Source organism: Rhizobium sp. CB2179, assembly GCF_057653455.1.
In genome coordinates, this window is sequence record NZ_JBYGKR010000002.1 from 439,090 (window position 1) to 455,581 (window position 16,492).

Genomic DNA, 16,492 nt, shown 5'->3' on the forward strand with positions numbered 1-16,492 from the left:
TGTCGGTGAATGACGCGGCGTACCGGGCGCTCAGCGCTCGATGAGGAGATCGCTGAGCGGCTTGGAGCAGCAGGGCAGAAAGAAGCCGGCGTCGATTTCCCTCTGACGAATTCCGCCATTGTGGTTCATGTCGACCGTGCCTGACGTAAGCTTCGACTTGCAGGTGCCGCAGACGCCATTCGCACAGGACGACGGGATCCTGACGCCTGACTTCTTGGCACAAGAGAGCACGCTCTGGTCGCCTGTTACCTCGATGCTGCGGGCCTGTTTCGAGAAGGTGACCTGAAAGACCCTCGCAGCTGCCTCCTGAACCGCGGGGATCTCGGCTTCGTCGATGACCGCCGCGTCGAAGCTTTCCTCCAGGTAGTTTGAGGCGGCGACGCCGAGCTCGGCGGCAATGCCGCGCGCGGCGGCCATGAACGGGGCGGGGCCGCAGCACATCACGGTTCGCTCGGCGATATCGGGAACTGCCAACCGCATATAATCTTTCGAAATGCGACCGGTCAGACCGGGCCAGGACGGCTCGCCGGCCACGGTCTCCGGGAGGAAATGGAGGCGAAGGCCTTTCAGCCTGCGGGCGATGCAGGCGAGTTCGTCACGAAAGATCAGATCCTGTGGCGTCCGGCCGGCGTGCATGAAGACGACGTCGGCGGGTTCGCAACTGTCGGCGATCTCCCGCAGAATGGACATGACGGGGGTAATGCCGGAGCCGCCGGACAAAAGCAGAAGCTTGCGTCCCGACGTCTCGGGCCTGACAAAGTGGCCGAGCGGCCCGTTCGCCTTGACGGTCGCGCCGGGAACCAGGGTGTCATGAAGCCAGTTGGAGATCTTTCCGCCGGGAACGCGCTTCACCGTCACGGAGAAGGCGTTTGTCCGATGCGGCGAGGAGGAGATGCTGTAGCACCTGTTTTCAGCGTCTCCACTATGTTCCAGGTCGAACAGAAAATACTGCCCGGCCTTGAACGCGAACCGCTTGCCTTCGCGCGATGCGAAGGTGAATGTCTTGACGTCGTGGGTTTCCTGCTGGACGTCGAGGCAGATGAGCGCGTCGTCCTCCTCGGGATTCCAGACGTCGTGAAGGGCGGCCCTGGCTACGGGCATCTGCGGGCTCCTAGTATCCATGGGCGCGCATCCGATCGATGTACCAGCTTGCGAACTTGTCGAGGTTCGTCTCGGAAAAGCGGGAGTAGGGGCCAGGCTGATAGGCCGGGTCGAGAGTGCCTGCATGGGAGCGCGCGACGAGATCGGCGTCCTGGTCCGTCGTCGCGACCCAGACATCCGTCAGCTTGTCGAGATCGTAGTCCACGCCTTCGACGGCGTCCTTGTGGACCAGCCACTTGGTTCTCACAAGCGTCTTGCCTGCGGAGAGCGGGATGACGGTTGCCACCACGGCATGGTCGCCCATGAAGTGGTTCCAGCTGTTGTGGCCCCAAAGATGCGTGTCGCCGAGATCCTTGCGGGTCATATGCCCAAGAAGCTTGGAGGACGCGGCGGTGGCGTCGTGGGTCTGGGATTCGCCGGCGCCTGCGATGATCAGCCGCTGGGTGCGGAAGTTGGTGGCGCAGTCGGCGAGCTGCTCGACGGCCGCCGAGGGAAAGCCGTCGGACTCCCACGCGTTTGTGCGCTCTTCATACAGCCTGAAATGCTCCTCGGCCTGTTCGCGATCCTCCGGGCTCAGCGTCTCGGGGTCGAAGCCGAAGTCGAGATCGACGAAGGAGACGCAAAGCTCCGGATGGTTCGCGGAGCAATGGTAGCATTCGCGATTGTTTTCCATCGTCAGCTTCCAGTTGCCATCCTCGATGACATCCGTTTGGAAGGCAACCTTTGCGTTGCGGATGTCGTAGGGGGCGAGGCGCTCAGTCACGGCCTGTTCGAGGATAGCAATGTCCTCGGGCGGATTGTCGGAGAGACAGACATAAATCAGCCCGCCGATCGACTTGAACGTGACGGGCTTGAGGCTCCGGCACTCCTTGTCGAAGTCCTTGCCCATGTGAGGCGCGTAGCTGAGCTCACCCGTCAGTTCGTATGTCCATGTGTGATAGGGACAGACGAGTTTTGAAACGATCGTCTTGCCCGGATCGAGAAGGCGGGAGCCGCGATGGCGGCAGACATTGTGCAGGACGCGAATTTCTCCGTCGTCGTCACGCAGAAGGATCAGGCTCGTCTTGCCGATATCGATCACCGTGGCGTCACCGGGTTCGGGAACATCGCAATCGAGACCGACACAGATCCAGTGATTGTGGAAGAAGACGTCGATGTCTGCTTCGAACACGTCTTCCCTGACGTAAAGGCCGGCCGGCAGGGAGTGACCGTTGGCACGAGCGTCGAGAAGGGCAGAAATGGAAGATGGGAGCTTGTTTAGCATCAGAACCTCTTATGCGAGAGTTTCCCCAGATTGCCCTTGCAGTTCCGATGTTTCAACGGCATAAAAAATTAGGTTCGCATAAGTTTTTATCATGCGATGAAGGGTTCTGTGATGCACTTTAGAAGACGGATCCCGTCGCTGACGGCACTGGTGACCCTGGAGGCGGTGCTCAGAAAGAAGAGCTTCACCACGGCTGCGACCGAATTGGGTGTCACCCAGGCGGCGGTCAGCAGGCAGATTGCATTGCTGGAGGAGGAATTCGGCCAGCCCCTATTCGTGCGCAAGCATCGAGCGATCGAGCCGACGGCAGCATGCATCAACCTCGGAGCCACGCTGGCCAAGAGCTTTGCCGATATTGCTGAGAGCGTGGAAGCACTCCAGTCGCGCAGCCAGGACGTGTTGACCATAGGGGCGACCGTTGCATTCTCTTCTTTTTGGCTGCTGCCGCGGCTGGCCGAGTTTCGCCGTGCGAACCCAGGCATCCTGGTGCGGGTGATATCCCAGGACAGCCCGATCGCTCTCGATGACGGAGAAGTCGACGTGGCAATTCGATATGGTGTGCCTCCCTTCAGCGATAGCACCGTCATCGCCTCGCACGGCGACGTCATCTGCCCCGTCTGCTCTCCCGACCATCTCAAGCGTCGCGGAAATGGTCCGCTCGGCTCCGCCGACGAATTCATCGAAACGGACGTTCTCGATCGTTCCTGGTATAGCTGGGCGCAGTGGTTTTCGCTCACCGGCGCCAACCTCGAGATAAAGCCGTCGCTTCGGTTCAACCACTATACCGAAACCATCGCAGCCGCGCGCGCAGGCCAAGGGATTGCCTTGGGATGGCGCATGCTGGTGGGGACCTTTCTGGAGGATGGAACCCTGGTGCAGGTCGACGGCGGCGAGCTTGCGGCGGAAGATCGCTACAACGTGATCGTGCCCGTCAAAGCCAAGCGAAGCAACGCACGCGACCTTGCCGCCGCCTGGCTGACGGCATCATTGCACGGGTGATCGAAGCGTGGTCACAAACCCAGCCCGACGGTTGCCGTCCGGTGAACGCCTTTCGGGACGAAGGCGAAGCGATCTGCCAGTCCCAGAAAATCGGCCGCCAGGTGAATGACGGAAAGCCACATTTCCGTCCCCTGCAAGCTCGGTTCACCACCATCGGCAAACGGGAATCCTTCGCCATCCCGCCATCTATCCAGCGCCCTTGAGATGACCTTGCGGGCGATCGCCTCGCCGTCGGCCCGTCTGTAGTCGGTCTGCCGGGCAATCAGCAGCAGAGGATGAATCGTATCGAGCAGGTTGCACGCATTGTATTTTGCGGCAACGAAGCCCTTGTGGTTGCGATAGTTGAGATGAACCGTTTCGAGTGAGGCGTGCGGGTGGGGAAGTGCCACGCCGAACTGGGCGTAGGTGCCGCGCGTCAGGCGATAAAAGCCGTTCACCGGTTGAAGCCATCCTTCCGCCGCGGTCGGTTCACCCCACAACCCCGAAACGCTGTTGGCATTGCGGCTTAGCCATTCGAAGAGCGCCTGCCGTGAATGCCTGATGCCGAAATACTTCGCATTGAAGTACATGGCAGTTCCGATCGCATCGGCCACGCTTCCGGCGTGCCATGCCCGGGTCGACCAGGGCAGGGCGCTCAGCCATTCATCCAGTTCCCCGGCCTCGAGCTCGACTGCATGGACCGGCTGGCGCGGACCTGAACCAAGCAGTTCAAGTGCATAGCCAACCGCAAGGACGTTATAGAGCGCCGTTGGATCATCCCTCAGCGCCTTGCCATGCATGCGCGAATGTCTTTCCGGGAAAAGGCCGGTCTCTCGGTCCTGAAGACCTTGGAGACGCTCGACGGTCTCCGCCGCATCGAGATCGGGCGGCAGGTGGCCGAAGCCGGCAGCGATCTCGATTGCATCGCAGAGATGCCGGATCGCTGGTCTGCGGATGCCGTCTGCTTCCAGCGATTCATAGGACCCTTGCGTTTTCCAGTGTGCCAGAATGTCCGGCCATTGGTCCTGCGCTTTCCGGCCGAGCCTGACCAATTGATCTTCGATGTCGCCAGTGCCGGATTTCTTCGGCGCCGAGCCTCGGCTCCGCAGCACCCGGGCCGGCACGCCACCGGCAATCGCCATGGCGGGAATGTCCCCCGTGACCACAGCGCCGGCGGCGATCACCGCGCCGTTTCCAATCGTGGCGCCATCGAGGATCACGCAATTTGCGCCGATCCAGACATCGTCGCCGATCACGACGCCGATGCTGACGACGCCCTGGCGGTGTATAGGAACGGTCGGATCGTCGAAGCCATGATTGAAGCCGACGATCGATGCATGCGAAGCAATCCGCACGCCATGACCGCACGTCACCGTGCCGGAAACACAGGCATAGGGATTGATGGTGCAATCGTCGCCGAGGATCACATGGCCGCGAACGAGCGCGTGCCCGGCGATCCAGGACCGCTCGCCCATCGTCAGGCTTTCGGTGAAGATTGCGGCATGTTCAGCGATGTAGGACGTCTCGGCCAGCTCCGCACTGCATGATCGCCTGAGTTCCGCCTTGCGGGCGAGGTGAGTGGGATGACGGAGGTCCGACGCAATGTGTTCCCAGGTCAGGTATTGAAGCCTGCGCGCTTCCTTCTCTTCGCTCACTGACGATTGCGGGCTATTGACGTGATCCATTCTGCTCCTCATTCCCGGGTTCAACCGCAGAATATTCGTCTGACTCAGCGATCCATTGCCTCGCTGCATCAGACGGCCTGATCCTTCCAAAAGCAAGACTTCCGACAATGGCGGCGCAGCCCTCGTTGAAATGGGGTCCGGCCTCCCGGCGACCGATGCGATCACAAGCGCTCATAGCGGTTTGCCGTGTGGGCGGCCGAATTCGCGATTTGCAGAGGCGTCATGCGCCACGCACCGATCATCGGCAACGCGCTGAGCCATCTGGCAACCGTGAGGTCGCGTTATGCCGCGTTCAGAAGTTCAGCGCTAACCGGCATTCCCATATGAAAGCCCTGGACGCGGTCGATGCGAAGATCCTTGAGAAGGGAAAATTGTGCTGCAGTTTCGACGCCTTCCACCAGGATCGTATTCCCGCGATTGCGGATGAGAGCAATCATGTCCTGAAGCATCGTCAAACCGCGTGGGTTCGAGCAGTCGTGCAGGAAGGTTCTATCGACTTTGACCGTCTGAAACTCGATCGCCCTCAGCCAAGAAAGGCCCGCGAAACCGCAGCCGAAGTCGTCAAGCCAGATCTCGACGCCGAGTGCCCGCAGATCGGTAATGCATTTAAGCACCTCCGACTGCATATCCATGTCCAGGCCCTCGGTGACTTCCAAGGCTAGTCGCGACCCGCAAACCCCGCACCGATCAAGGATATCAGCGACACTGGCAGCAAAGCCGGGGGAACGCAGTTGTATCGGCGACACGTTGACGCTGACAGTCGCCATGCGATCGGTCATCAGTATATCCCGGCATGCCGTCTCGATCGCCCACCTGCCCAGTTCGAGGATAGCGCCACTTCGTTCTGCAACCGGAATGAATGTCTTCGGCGAGACCGCGGTGCCGTCCGGCATCCTGAGGCGCATCAAAGCCTCGACAGCTCTTGCTTTCCCGTTCGTCACGTCGAAGATCGGTTGGTACACGAGCGAGACCAGTTTGCGATCGATGGCGGCCGCCAGCAGCGGAACGAGTTTGCCAGCATGGTCGTCGGGGCGAGGCAAAAACGGATCGAAACTGCGAATGCAGTTTCGGCCACTTGCTTTGGCATTGTAGAGAGCGAGGTCGGCTTCACGGACTATTCGTTCAACTTTCTCTCCAACTTTCTCGCGGGTGAAGGCGACGCCGATGCTGACGGTTACAGTCGACATATCATCTGGTCGCTCGTCGTGAGCAATCGCCAAAGACTCGACTTCCATTCTGATCTTCTCGGCGAGAGTCATCGCGAACTTGGGAAGGGCAGCCGGCAGGACCACGATAAATTCCTCGCCACCATACCTGCCGATCATGCCATCCGACGACCCGACAACCGCCTTCAGCGCATTGGCGATGACAGTCAGGCATCGGTCTCCTTCCTGATGTCCGTAGCGATCATTGAAGCGTTTGAAAAAGTCGACGTCGATGAGGAACACGGAGAAGTCGCGGCGTTCGTCTTTCCAGGCGGCCCAGCATTCGTCGAGCCTCCGATCCAGGGCGCGTCTGTTGCCTATGCCTGTCAGGTAGTCGGTATGTGAAAGCTCGAGCAGTGACCTTCCGCGCTCGGACGCTTCCCAATGCTGATGGCGAGCTTCCGCCGCGTTCAGCAACACGTTTCGACGCTCCACGTTCAATCGCCAATTGACGAAAGACGTGAAGACAAAACACGAAATGTAGAACATCCCGAAGGCAAGTTTGTAGGTCTCGCTTGAAGGAAAAAATTCCACGATCGCAATGAAAAATGCGCATAGAACGAGGCCCGAGGTGATCACCGAAAGCCGAAACGGGAAACTGAAAAACAGGTTGGCGCCCATCATGAAGATGGCGCCGAATATCATGTAGTATGACATGGCGGTGACGTCGCGAGTGGCAATCGCCGGGTAAAGCCAGCCCACATAGCCCACAAGAAGTGCAGTGGCACATGTGATGTCAAGCCAGACGGTTTTCGCGTTTGCCAGGCGCAGGGTCTCGAAAACCAGCAGCGCGATCGTTGCAACGACGAATCGCGCGGCGATCGTCACAGGGGCGACATCGGGGATCAGCCATCGGTCGGGAAGTGCGAAGGCCACATAAACGGCAACGGCGATCCAAAGACCATGCCGTGAGCTCCGCCTTCGGACAGCATCATTTTCAGTTTTCAGAGATTTGAGGGCCTCGGCGAATGAAAAGCTGGCGGTGGATTCGTCGTGCTGGACATTAGCGTAAGGCGCGATCATGCAATAACCCCGGCCTGACAACCATCTAAAGTATGTTGAAAAGTAAGCCATACTTCGGCGCCCTCCAAAATCGCGTTCGGCAACCTGCAACCGGTTTGTCTTATTGCTTAGCTTTGTTAGAGGGGTAGCATCTGACCCGCAAGAGTAGAATTACCCTTATCCCGTGTGGATTCTAGTCGCATCCTATTTCGAGGTTGATTATGCTTAACGCTATATCAAGGGGGTCTCGAAATGGCACAAAGCCTGGTCTTGGACGGTGAAAGTCTTGTTGCGCCCGGCGAAATTCGTCGGATCGCAAGGAGGGTTGCTGCCCCAGATCCCGGTCAACTGATCGTTGCCAGAGCCGAGCTTGCCCTCAGCCTTGACGTGTCGACCCGTCAGTTCAAATCCGGCGTCCCCCCCCATGCGATCATCGAGCGTCTTGCCGAAGCCTTGCATCAGATACGGCGGCGCTATCATCCGGAGGTGTGGGACGTCATCGTTCCGATCGCGCAATCTCATCCGGTTGCTCACTATCTTCATCAAGATCCACTGACCCGCTGGTCGTTCGAAAAACCGCGCGGCTATTCTGGCGACGCACGCCTTCTCGACTTCATCTACGGCCGACCTGAAATCGAGGACGCCGTCGCATCGGCGAGCAATTTGGGACGCTCGATCTACGCCTACACTCGAAATGCTTCGTCATCCGTCGCGGTGAGGGAGCGTCGAGACATTCTGGCTCGCCGCGTTGACGAAATCGCTTCGGCCCGGCCTGGTTCCACCGAAGTCCTCGCCATCGCCGCCGGGCATCTTCGTGAGGGCCCCTTGTCGGGCGCTCTCGGCGCCGGCGCGATCAGACGCTGGGTCGCTTTGGATCAAGACCCGATGAGCGTTGGAACCGTCGCCCGCGATTTCGCCGGGACGTCCGTCGAGGCGGTGAACGGGTCGGTCAAATCCCTGCTCGGTGGAAGGCATGCGCTGGGAATGTTCGATTTCGTTTATGCCGCGGGTCTCTATGACTATTTGCCAGATGCGGTAGCCGTAAGGCTGACCAAGAAGTGCGTCAGCATGCTGAAGCCTGGCGGCACATTCCTATTCGCCAACTTCTCTCCGGAGACGGACGTCGATGGCTATATGGAGACCTTTATGAACTGGGCGCTGCTGTTGCGGTCGGAACAAGAGATGGGCTTGATCGCCAGTGAAAGCGTGACCGGGGCGGATGTGAAGGTGTCTGTTTGGCCCGGCTCAAACCGCAGCATTGTCTACTGTGAAATTCAAAAACCGCAGTAGGCCGCATGTCTACCGTCCAATCCGGTAGTCTTCGGGTAGTCCCTGAGTTCAAAATTCGGGGTCGACCCTATCAGAGGCTGCATGAGAAAGGGCGTGGCTGCTCTCCGCCACGGCCTTTCAGCTGTTTATCGGCCGGGGCAAATCAGACGGCCCATGGCTGTGTCCAGTGTGGTCGTGCCCTTCACCGGCTCGCCCTCGAACCGGATCCAGCCTTCGTTGAAGCCATCGATCATACGTATCCGCGGGAGGGGGTTCTGCATGCCCTGATCGGTGAAAATCTGCTCCCAGGTGTCGCGGGCGACCGGCTCCGCCCGGACGGGTTTGCCGAGGATGGACGATAAGACAGCGGCGATATCGTTGGGCGTGACGCCCTCTGGCCCCATCAACTCGACGACCTGCTTGCCCACCCACTCGTGCTGCAGCAGTTCTGCCGCCTTGGCTCCGACGTCGAAGACAGAAACCATCGGATAGGGCTGATCGAGCGGCTGCAGGAAACTCGAGAGGACACAGGTCTCGCGCGCCGGCGCGATATCCCAGGCCGTGTTCTCCATGAACCAGCCGGCACGCAGAAAGGCGATCGGCATTGGCAAGGCAGATAACTTCTGTTCGACGAGACCGAGCTGGCTCAAGAGGTTAGGTTCTCTGGCCTGCGCGCCGATGGTGGAGAGGCAAACGACCTTGGCAGGACGAGACGAAAGAAGCGCGGTCTTCAGGGCGGCAATGACAGCGCGCACTTCCATAAAGCCGGGGGTCGGATCGAAGGTCGGCGGGATCAGCAGAAAGACGCCGTCGGCGCCGGTGAAAGCCTTGGTGAGCGCGTCGGCGTCGGTCATCTCGGCCAAGGCCAGTTCCGCGCCTTTGTCCTTCCATTCCGCTGCTTTCTCCGCATTGCGCGCGACGGCGCGTATCGGCACCCCCGCCTTCAGCAGACGCGCGGCGACAATGCCTCCGACTTGGCCTGTTACTCCGGTGATCACAAACATGGTTAGACTCCTTTGCTGCCTCCACCGCCAGCAGGTTGGCGGTTTGTTATGCTGATCATGTCCTTTGGCAGCATTTGACTGAAGCGCGCTTCTGTCACATGATTAGTGACTAAAAATCACGGATGCGCGATGTTTGACGGACGATTATTGAATGGCGTGAGCGTACTGGCCGCCGTTATCGAGAGCGGAAGTTTCGCCCGGGCGGCGGAGCTAATGGGACTATCGGCGTCGGGTGTCAGCCGCGCCATTTCCCGACTGGAGGGACGGATCGGTCTGCGGCTGCTAGACCGGACAACACGCAGGATGCGGCTGACCGATGACGGCGCGCGGTTCTACGAACAGGTGGCCCCACTCTTGAGCGGCATCGAAGAGGCTGCGCAGACAGCTGTTGGCGCCAGACAGGCGGCGCGTGGCCGACTGCGCGTCAATGTCGACCCATACTTCTCACGCCTTGTGCTCGGCCCGCGGCTCGGCGCCTTCCTCGATCGTTACCCGGATATCCAGATCGAGATCATCACTCGCAACGAGATCGGCGATCTCGTTGCTGATGGCATGGACGTCGCGGTGCGCTTTGGCGAGCCTGCACAGAGGTCGCTTATTTCGCGCCTGTTGATGCGGACGCGCGTGATCACGATTGCGGCTCCCGCTTATATCGAGCGACATGGTCGGCCGAGCCGTCCACAGGATTTGAGCGAGCATACCTGTATCCAGTTCCAGGACCCGCTGACTGCAAGGCCTTTCGAATGGGAGCTTCGGTGGGGTGAAGAGGTCGTCTCGATCGAGACCCGCAGCCGCATTTTAGTCAACGATGCCGGCACGACCTTGGCGACCTGCCTTGCGGGGATAGGCATCGCGCAGGTCTTCTCACTCGGGATGGCGGATTATCTGAACAATGGGCAGCTCGTGAACCTCTTTCCCGACTGGTCGGACGAGACATTCCCGCTCTACGCCTTCTATCCCTCGCGTCAGCATGTTCCGGCTAAGGTCAGGGCCTTTATAGATTTCTGCGTCGAGATCATCAAATAGACGGAGGCGCCGCGTCGCCACTGCCGGCTTAAGCCGGCCGCGGCTTTCTGGTTCTGGAAATTTATCGTCTGTGGGGTTCTTTCATGCTTGGGAGGAAGGCGAATTCATATCTCCGGCCATAAAGCCCTTGTCAGATGCGTTCTATGCGGACCGGATACTCGCCGCGCACCAGCAACGGCTCGAAGCCATTGTCGACGCGGCCGAGCCGGATCAGTCCGTCCCAGCGGTAATCTGCGTAGAACAGGGCCAGGTTACCCCACGGTTTGAAGTAGCAAAGGTCGCCCGGCTGCTCGTTTCCGAAAGCACTGCTGCCTTCTTCGGTCAGCTTGCGCGGCAGATGGACGATCTTTTCGTTCCAGCTGTAGTCCTCGATCTTGAGGTTTAGGGGCAGCATGGCAGCAAGATCGCGCGCCGTCGGATTGTCGAAGAGTGTCGCGGTCAGGGTTAGCTTGTTGAAGCCTATCCTGATCCTGACGTCTGTCGCCTCGGGATCCGCCGGGCCACGCTCGTCCTGCCCTTGCGCCACGAGAGGGAGAGCGGCGGCCGCCAAGGTTCCGCCCAGCACCGCGCGACGGCTCATGAACTTGGATGTCATCGAGATAGCGCGCCTCGCGTCAGACAAGTTGAGCCGTGGGTCGAAACAGGATTTCGTTGATGTCGACATCGTCTGGTTCGTTCACCGCGAAGGCGACCGTTCGGGCGAACGTGTCCGCGCTGATGGCGATCTTGCTGACGAACTCCCTGGTGCCCGCCTGGATGTCCTTTTCGCTGATATGTTCGAGGAGTTCGGTGCTCACTGCGCCGGGTGAAATGATCGTGGTGCGGATGTTGAATGGCTTCACTTCCTTCCGCAGCCCTTCCGAGAGGGCACGCACGGCAAATTTCGTCGCGCAGTAGACGGCGGCACCCGGATCGACCACGTGACCGTAGACGGAGGACACGTTGATGATGTGCCCCGACTTCTGCGCTTTCATGTGGGGAAGCGCTGCTGCGATGCCGTAGAGCACCCCTTTGATGTTGACGTCGATCATGCGATCCCACTCGTCAACTTTGAGCCGTTCGAGCGGCGCAAGTGGCATCAGGCCGGCGTTGTTCAGCATCACGTCGATGCGGCCAAACGTGTTGACGGCGGTGTCGACGAGCGTCTTGACCTGAAGTTGGTCCGTGACGTCGGTTTGGACTGCCTTGGCTCTATAGCCTTTGGCGGCCAGCTCCTCGGCCAGCGCAGCGACGCGGTCGCCACGCCGCGCGCCGAGGACGACGGAAGCGCCGCGCTCGGCAAGGTGACGGGCGGTGGCTTCGCCAAGCCCGCTGCTTGCCCCGGTAATGACGACCACTTTGTTTTCGATTCCTTGGGACATGATGATCTCCTGTTTTGAGGTTCTGAAGGTTCAGGAACGGCGACCGGCGAGCGCGGCAAGGACAGCCGAACCGGCAAGAAGGCAGGCGGCCAGAAGGAAGGTGCTCCACCATCCCGCGGTGTCGAACAGCATGCCGCCAGCCAACGCGCCGCCGGCAATGGCAAGTTGGATCAGGGCCACCTGCAGTCCACCCGCCGCTTCCAATTCACCGGGAACGATAGCGGCCATCCAGGTATTCCAGGCGACCGGAATCGGCGTCGAGAAAAATCCCCACATGACAAGCAGGGATGCGGTAACCGCCGCGAACGGCCCGAGAGCGATCAGCAGCAGGGCAAGGACCGAAAGAGCAGCCGGCAGGCCTACGAGAACGGAGAGGAGGTGGCGCCGGGCGACGAAGCCAATGACGGAGGTTCCAGCCAGTCCGCCGACACCGAGGCCGAGAAGCACCATGGACAGAACATTCAATTCCAGTCCTGTGACGCCTTCGAGGAACGGGCGAAGATAAATAGACAGCGCGTTCTGGCCGATGAAGGCGAGAGCGGTCGCCGCCATTCCAATCGCGAATGTGCGATTGCGCAGCAGCCCGAATATTCTGGCCACCGAGACGGTTGACGTCGCCGGCATCCTCGGCAGGACGACCAGTTGCCAGACGAGCGCGGCAATTCCGATCGGTACCGTGATGAAGAAGGTTCCGCGCCATCCGATCAACCCGCCAAGAAAACTGCCGAGCGGCGCGGCAAGGACGAGGGCGAATGCGGTGCCACCTTGAAGAAGCGCAATGGCCTTGGGCAGGTCACGGTCTGAAGTCAGGCGTGCCAGAATAGCCGTCGACAGCGACCAGAAGCCGCCGATCGAAACGCCGACCAGGGACCGCCCGACGAGAAAGACAAGGAAGTTGGGTGCGAGGGCAACCGCCAAGCTCGATACAACAAGAACCGCCGTATAAAGCAAGACGACAGACTTCCGGTCGATCTTCGCCAGGAAGGCGTTGCCGAAAAGGCTGGTGATAACCGCGAAGCCCCCCGACACGGTGATCGCCAATCCGGCCTGCCCCTCTGACACCGAGAGGTCCCTGGCGATCGGGGTCAGAAGGCTCACAGGGAGAAACTCCAACCCCACCAGAAGGAAAGTGAGAAGCGAGAGACAGGTCACAGCAGACCACGAGGTCGCCGTGTCGGCCGTCAGTGAGGTCTCATTCAATGTCAACTCGACGGTCATTCATGTTCTCCTGTCCGTTGCCAGATAGATAGCCGGACTGGTTTTGCGCGACTAGAAGCTATAATCTGAACATCGTGATGAAGGAGATTCAACAATGCGGCGCGACGAGTTCACGGAAATGCGTGCGTTTCTGGAGGTGGCTCAAGAGCGGAGTTTCACGCGCGCTGCGTCAAAGTTGGGAGTCACTCGCTCGGCGTTGAGCCATACGATCAGCGCGCTCGAGGCGCGGCTCGGCGTCCGGCTTCTCTCCCGCACGACGCGTGACGTGGCTCCCACGGCAGCTGGTGCGCGCCTGGTGGAAACTATCCAGCCGCATTTCGAGAGTATCGCTGCCGGGATCGGTGCCCTCAGGGCGCTGCGCGACAAGCCTTCGGGCACAGTCCGCCTCGTATGTCCCGATGACGCCGTGGAGCTGGTCTTCCGTTCGAGGCTGCCGGCATTTTTACGGGAATGCCCCGATATCACCGTGGAACTCATCGTCGACAACGGTTTCACAAATATCGTGGAGCGCCAATTCGATGCCGGCGTGCGGCTCGGCGAAGCGATTGCGCGCGACATGGTGGCCGTTCGCATTGGACCCGATATCTCTTACGCCGTGGTCGGATCACCCGGATATTTTGCGGCCCGCACCGTGCCTTCGACCCCGCATGACTTGACGGACCACAATTGCGTCAACCTGCGTCTCCCGACGTCAGGCGCTCTCTATGCCTGGGAGTTTGAAAAGGATGGCCGCGAGTTCAGCGTACGTGTGGAAGGCCAGCTCGTGATGAGCAACATAGGGCCGGCGATCAATGCCGCTCTCGATGGCGCCGGGCTGTCTTATGTGCCGAGAGACCTCGTCCGGCAATATTGTGACAGCGGTCAACTGAACGAAGTGCTCGCGGATTGGGCGCCAACATTCCAAGGATATCATCTCTATTACCCCAGCCGGCGCCATCCATCCCCTGCTTTCTCGGCCTTCGTCGAAGCTTTTCGCTACCGGCATCGGTAACCAACACTCATGTCGGGAAGCTCTGCCGGACAACGGGGCGCAGCACGCTGCGCCCCTTGCTTATCGAAGGTTGCCGAGGGCTGTTACCGGGCGCTGTCGATGATTGCGCCGCCGTCGGGGGTAAGGCTGTATCCCGTAATGAATTGGGAATCCTTGCTGGCCAGGAACAGCACCACCGGGGCAATGTCGTCTTCCGGCGAGCCGAAACGAGCGAGCGCATTCGTCGGGGGAGGGATATCCTTTTTCTCGGCGCCCCAGGTGTCCGCGATCGGCAGAACGTTGTTCACGGTGATGTTGTCGGCACCCCATTCGCGTGCCGCCGTGCGAGTCAGCGCACGTACCGCCTCCTTGGCCATGTTGTACGGAGCGTAACCAGCCAACCCCACGGTGCCGGCCATCGAACCGAAATTGATGATCCGCCCGTCTCCGCCTTCTCTCAGGTGAGCATAACAAGCCTGCATGAAACGCAGATACGCGATCGGCCCGGTGTCGAAGTTCCGTTGCAGTTGCTCGACCGAAAGGTCGATGACCGACGACGAGACCGCAGAACCATCGAAAGCATTGTTCACCAGAATGTCGATGCGGCCATATGTTGCGACAACCTTGTCCACCGCGGCCGTGATCTGATCGGCTTCACCGACGTCGCAGACGACGCCGAGGGCGGTGCCGCCCGCTTCGGCGATATCATCGACAACGCGTTCGACGCCTTCGGATGTCCGCGAAAGAATTGCGACCTTCGCGCCTTCGGCCGCAAACAGCTTTGCGGTGGCGCGGCCAATGCCGCGGCTTGCGCCAGTGATAACGGCAACTTTTCCATTGAGTCGACCCATGTGTATCTCCATTTGATAAGGCTTGGGAATCGTCGAGGCGTCAGAGGGCGGCAGCCTGGACGTAAGGCGAAGGGACGTTGCGAGCGTCGTTCTGCGTCATGAACGAGGCGATCAGCAGCGCCAGGCCGATCGCCGCCGGCAGCGCGCCGACAGGTTTTCGAACGCCGATATGCGCGAGGCCCGACAGCAGCAGGTGAAAGAAGATGCCGGCATAGGCGAGATCGCTGAGTGGCACGCTGACGCGCGAAAGGATCGCGATCGGGCCGACGACCTTAACAATGATCATGAACGGAACGAGGTTGTTCGCGCTGTATCCGAGTTCCGTCAGCGCCTCGCGAACCCACTGTTTCTTTGTGGCATACATGTAGGCTGAAGCGAGGTAGAGCGCGGATAGAAGTGCCGTGCTGATCCAGTATCCGTAAAATTCAAGCATAAGCTCATCCCTGTCGCTGCCCACGCAGCAACATTCCTCTCGTCGAGTCTGTCGGTTTCTATGTGAGAGGCGCTCCTTTTACTCGCCCCCCTGATGCACGGATGGAAAATGTCGTCTAAGGTCTATCTTTGCAAGTAGGATGAATTACTTGCAGCTAGTATGGAAAACCAGACTATGGCCGATGGCGAAATCAATATGCATGAGGAGATGCGTCGCGCATTCGCGCTGCTCTCCGGCAAATGGAAGCTGGAAATCATGTGGCTGCTCCATCAGCGGGTCCACCGGTTTGGCGAACTGAGAAAGGCTATTCCCGGCATCACCCAACACATGCTGACGGCGCAGCTCCGCGAGCTCGAAGCAGACGGCCTCGTGTCCCGCACCATCTTTGCGGAGGTTCCTCCGCGCGTCGAATATGAGATCACGCAAAAAGCGCGGGGCCTCGGTCCCACCATGGAAGCCTTGACGGCATGGTGGAATGAGTACGGCAAGAGTGTGCCGGTGAAACCGAGCACACGCGGTCGGAAAGCCAGAGATGGCTGAACTGCCTGTGGGTCGATTGCTATCCTTGCCGCACCGCTTTAGCCAGTGCTTCATGCGAATGCTCGGAACGATCGGAATGATCACATTCACGAAAAACTCGAACCGGACTTGTCCCAGCCTTCCTTGATCGTTTCCATTGCGACATTCGTCGATGTGCTGGCAACGTGAGGCAGCGTCGAGATGCGCTCGCCGAGGACGCGGCGGTAGCGGCCGATATCGCGGGTGCGGATCTTCAGCAGATAGTCGAACCTGCCGGCGATCATATGGCACTCTTCGACTTCGCTGATCTTCTTGATGGCATCGTTGAAGCTCTTCAGCGCGTCCTCGCGGGTATCGGAAAGCTTCACCTCGACGAAAGCAATATGGTCGAGCTGCATTTTCGACGGATTGAGGATGGCCTTGAAGCCTTCGATATATCCGTCGCTGATCAACCTTTTGAAGCGGATCTGGCACGGTGTCTTCGACAATCCGACACGCGCGGCCAGATCGGTGATCGACAGCCTTCCGTCCTCGGCGAGTGCAGCGAGGATCTTTCTGTCGAACTGGTCCAATTCACTAAAGATGTCGGTTTCAGCGGCCATTTGA

General features: G+C 59.8%; 16 protein-coding genes. 5 read left to right on the top strand and 11 right to left on the bottom strand.

Annotation, left to right across the window (positions count from 1 at the left end):
• Positions 1-30: 30 nt before the first annotated feature.
• Both AC244Q_RS26145 and AC244Q_RS26150 read right to left on the bottom strand, forming a co-directional pair.
• Positions 31-1,101 (bottom strand): FAD-binding oxidoreductase, encoded by a 1,071-nt coding sequence (locus AC244Q_RS26145; RefSeq protein ID WP_128406453.1) that lies wholly within the window; start codon positions 1,099-1,101, stop codon positions 31-33.
• Positions 1,102-1,111: 10 nt separating this feature from the next.
• A complete protein-coding gene (locus tag AC244Q_RS26150; protein WP_128406452.1) occupies positions 1,112-2,365 on the bottom strand; it encodes an aromatic ring-hydroxylating oxygenase subunit alpha in 1,254 nt (417 codons plus the stop codon).
• Positions 2,366-2,476: 111 nt separating this feature from the next.
• On the opposite strand from AC244Q_RS26150, the gene AC244Q_RS26155 reads away from it, so the two are divergent.
• On the top strand, positions 2,477-3,364 hold the full coding sequence (locus tag AC244Q_RS26155; RefSeq protein WP_128406451.1) for a LysR substrate-binding domain-containing protein: 888 nt from the start codon (positions 2,477-2,479) through the stop codon (positions 3,362-3,364).
• 11 nt (positions 3,365-3,375) lie between these two features.
• Here AC244Q_RS26155 and AC244Q_RS26160 read toward each other — a convergent pair whose 3' ends face one another.
• Together AC244Q_RS26160 and AC244Q_RS26165 are read right to left on the bottom strand one after the other, a co-directional pair.
• The gene (locus AC244Q_RS26160) at positions 3,376-5,028 is read right to left on the bottom strand and encodes an acyltransferase (RefSeq protein ID WP_128406450.1); all 1,653 of its coding nucleotides are present in this window, start codon (positions 5,026-5,028) and stop codon (positions 3,376-3,378) included.
• A 281-nt stretch (positions 5,029-5,309) separates the two neighbouring features.
• Complete coding sequence (locus AC244Q_RS26165; RefSeq protein WP_113547309.1) at positions 5,310-7,307, bottom strand: putative bifunctional diguanylate cyclase/phosphodiesterase; 1,998 nt, start codon at positions 7,305-7,307, stop codon at positions 5,310-5,312.
• 180 nt (positions 7,308-7,487) lie between these two features.
• Here AC244Q_RS26165 and AC244Q_RS26170 point away from each other — a divergent pair, with 180 nt between their 5' ends.
• Positions 7,488-8,525, top strand: coding sequence for a class I SAM-dependent methyltransferase (locus tag AC244Q_RS26170; protein WP_113547310.1), 1,038 nt, complete (start codon positions 7,488-7,490; stop codon positions 8,523-8,525).
• A 125-nt stretch (positions 8,526-8,650) separates the two neighbouring features.
• Here the strand turns inward: AC244Q_RS26170 and AC244Q_RS26175 are convergent, their stop codons facing one another.
• Entirely contained in the window at positions 8,651-9,508 is an 858-nt protein-coding gene (locus AC244Q_RS26175) for an NmrA family NAD(P)-binding protein (RefSeq protein WP_113547311.1), read from the bottom strand.
• Positions 9,509-9,637: 129 nt separating this feature from the next.
• On the opposite strand from AC244Q_RS26175, the gene AC244Q_RS26180 reads away from it, so the two are divergent.
• Complete coding sequence (locus AC244Q_RS26180) at positions 9,638-10,534, top strand: LysR family transcriptional regulator (RefSeq protein ID WP_128406449.1); 897 nt, start codon at positions 9,638-9,640, stop codon at positions 10,532-10,534.
• Between the two features lie 130 nt (positions 10,535-10,664).
• Here the strand turns inward: AC244Q_RS26180 and AC244Q_RS26185 are convergent, their stop codons facing one another.
• Genes AC244Q_RS26185 through AC244Q_RS26195 form a run of 3 tightly spaced genes read right to left on the bottom strand, consistent with a single transcriptional unit; the run spans position 10,665 to position 13,113 of the window.
• Complete coding sequence (locus tag AC244Q_RS26185) at positions 10,665-11,135, bottom strand: cyclophilin-like fold protein (protein WP_113547499.1); 471 nt, start codon at positions 11,133-11,135, stop codon at positions 10,665-10,667.
• Positions 11,136-11,148: 13 nt separating this feature from the next.
• Positions 11,149-11,895, bottom strand: a complete 747-nt coding sequence (locus AC244Q_RS26190) for an SDR family oxidoreductase (RefSeq protein ID WP_128406448.1) — start codon at positions 11,893-11,895, stop codon at positions 11,149-11,151.
• A gap of 30 nt (positions 11,896-11,925) precedes the next feature.
• Entirely contained in the window at positions 11,926-13,113 is a 1,188-nt protein-coding gene (locus AC244Q_RS26195; protein ID WP_128406447.1) for an MFS transporter, read from the bottom strand.
• Between the two features lie 94 nt (positions 13,114-13,207).
• Here AC244Q_RS26195 and AC244Q_RS26200 point away from each other — a divergent pair, with 94 nt between their 5' ends.
• Complete coding sequence (locus tag AC244Q_RS26200; RefSeq protein ID WP_113547315.1) at positions 13,208-14,104, top strand: LysR family transcriptional regulator; 897 nt, start codon at positions 13,208-13,210, stop codon at positions 14,102-14,104.
• Positions 14,105-14,187: 83 nt separating this feature from the next.
• On the opposite strand, the gene AC244Q_RS26205 is transcribed toward AC244Q_RS26200, so the two are convergent.
• Both AC244Q_RS26205 and AC244Q_RS26210 read right to left on the bottom strand, forming a co-directional pair.
• Complete coding sequence (locus AC244Q_RS26205) at positions 14,188-14,934, bottom strand: SDR family NAD(P)-dependent oxidoreductase (RefSeq protein ID WP_128406464.1); 747 nt, start codon at positions 14,932-14,934, stop codon at positions 14,188-14,190.
• Positions 14,935-14,974: 40 nt separating this feature from the next.
• Positions 14,975-15,367: a DoxX family protein gene (locus AC244Q_RS26210; RefSeq protein WP_113547317.1), complete on the bottom strand. Its 393-nt coding sequence runs from the start codon at positions 15,365-15,367 to the stop codon at positions 14,975-14,977.
• 159 nt (positions 15,368-15,526) lie between these two features.
• Between AC244Q_RS26210 and AC244Q_RS26215 the strand changes: the two genes are divergently transcribed.
• A complete protein-coding gene (locus AC244Q_RS26215) occupies positions 15,527-15,907 on the top strand; it encodes a winged helix-turn-helix transcriptional regulator (protein WP_128406446.1) in 381 nt (126 codons plus the stop codon).
• Between the two features lie 86 nt (positions 15,908-15,993).
• Here AC244Q_RS26215 and AC244Q_RS26220 read toward each other — a convergent pair whose 3' ends face one another.
• Positions 15,994-16,488 (bottom strand): Lrp/AsnC family transcriptional regulator, encoded by a 495-nt coding sequence (locus AC244Q_RS26220; protein ID WP_128406445.1) that lies wholly within the window; start codon positions 16,486-16,488, stop codon positions 15,994-15,996.
• Between the last annotated feature and the right edge of the window lie 4 nt (positions 16,489-16,492).

Bases quoted from the DNA above. Each gene is read 5' to 3' on its own strand.
- AC244Q_RS26145 (WP_128406453.1), bottom strand. From the start codon at position 1,101: ATGCCCGTAGCCAGGGCCGCCCTTCACGACGTCTGGAATCCCGAGGAG.
- AC244Q_RS26150 (WP_128406452.1), bottom strand. From the start codon at position 2,365: ATGCTAAACAAGCTCCCATCTTCCATTTCTGCCCTTCTCGACGCTCGT.
- AC244Q_RS26155 (WP_128406451.1), top strand. From the start codon at position 2,477: ATGCACTTTAGAAGACGGATCCCGTCGCTGACGGCACTGGTGACCCTG.
- AC244Q_RS26160 (WP_128406450.1), bottom strand. From the start codon at position 5,028: ATGGATCACGTCAATAGCCCGCAATCGTCAGTGAGCGAAGAGAAGGAA.
- AC244Q_RS26165 (WP_113547309.1), bottom strand. From the start codon at position 7,307: ATGGCTTACTTTTCAACATACTTTAGATGGTTGTCAGGCCGGGGTTAT.
- AC244Q_RS26170 (WP_113547310.1), top strand. From the start codon at position 7,488: ATGGCACAAAGCCTGGTCTTGGACGGTGAAAGTCTTGTTGCGCCCGGC.
- AC244Q_RS26175 (WP_113547311.1), bottom strand. From the start codon at position 9,508: ATGTTTGTGATCACCGGAGTAACAGGCCAAGTCGGAGGCATTGTCGCC.
- AC244Q_RS26180 (WP_128406449.1), top strand. From the start codon at position 9,638: ATGTTTGACGGACGATTATTGAATGGCGTGAGCGTACTGGCCGCCGTT.
- AC244Q_RS26190 (WP_128406448.1), bottom strand. From the start codon at position 11,895: ATGTCCCAAGGAATCGAAAACAAAGTGGTCGTCATTACCGGGGCAAGC.
- AC244Q_RS26195 (WP_128406447.1), bottom strand. From the start codon at position 13,113: ATGACCGTCGAGTTGACATTGAATGAGACCTCACTGACGGCCGACACG.
- AC244Q_RS26200 (WP_113547315.1), top strand. From the start codon at position 13,208: ATGCGGCGCGACGAGTTCACGGAAATGCGTGCGTTTCTGGAGGTGGCT.
- AC244Q_RS26205 (WP_128406464.1), bottom strand. From the start codon at position 14,934: ATGGGTCGACTCAATGGAAAAGTTGCCGTTATCACTGGCGCAAGCCGC.
- AC244Q_RS26210 (WP_113547317.1), bottom strand. From the start codon at position 15,367: ATGCTTGAATTTTACGGATACTGGATCAGCACGGCACTTCTATCCGCG.
- AC244Q_RS26215 (WP_128406446.1), top strand. From the start codon at position 15,527: ATGGAAAACCAGACTATGGCCGATGGCGAAATCAATATGCATGAGGAG.
- AC244Q_RS26220 (WP_128406445.1), bottom strand. From the start codon at position 16,488: ATGGCCGCTGAAACCGACATCTTTAGTGAATTGGACCAGTTCGACAGA.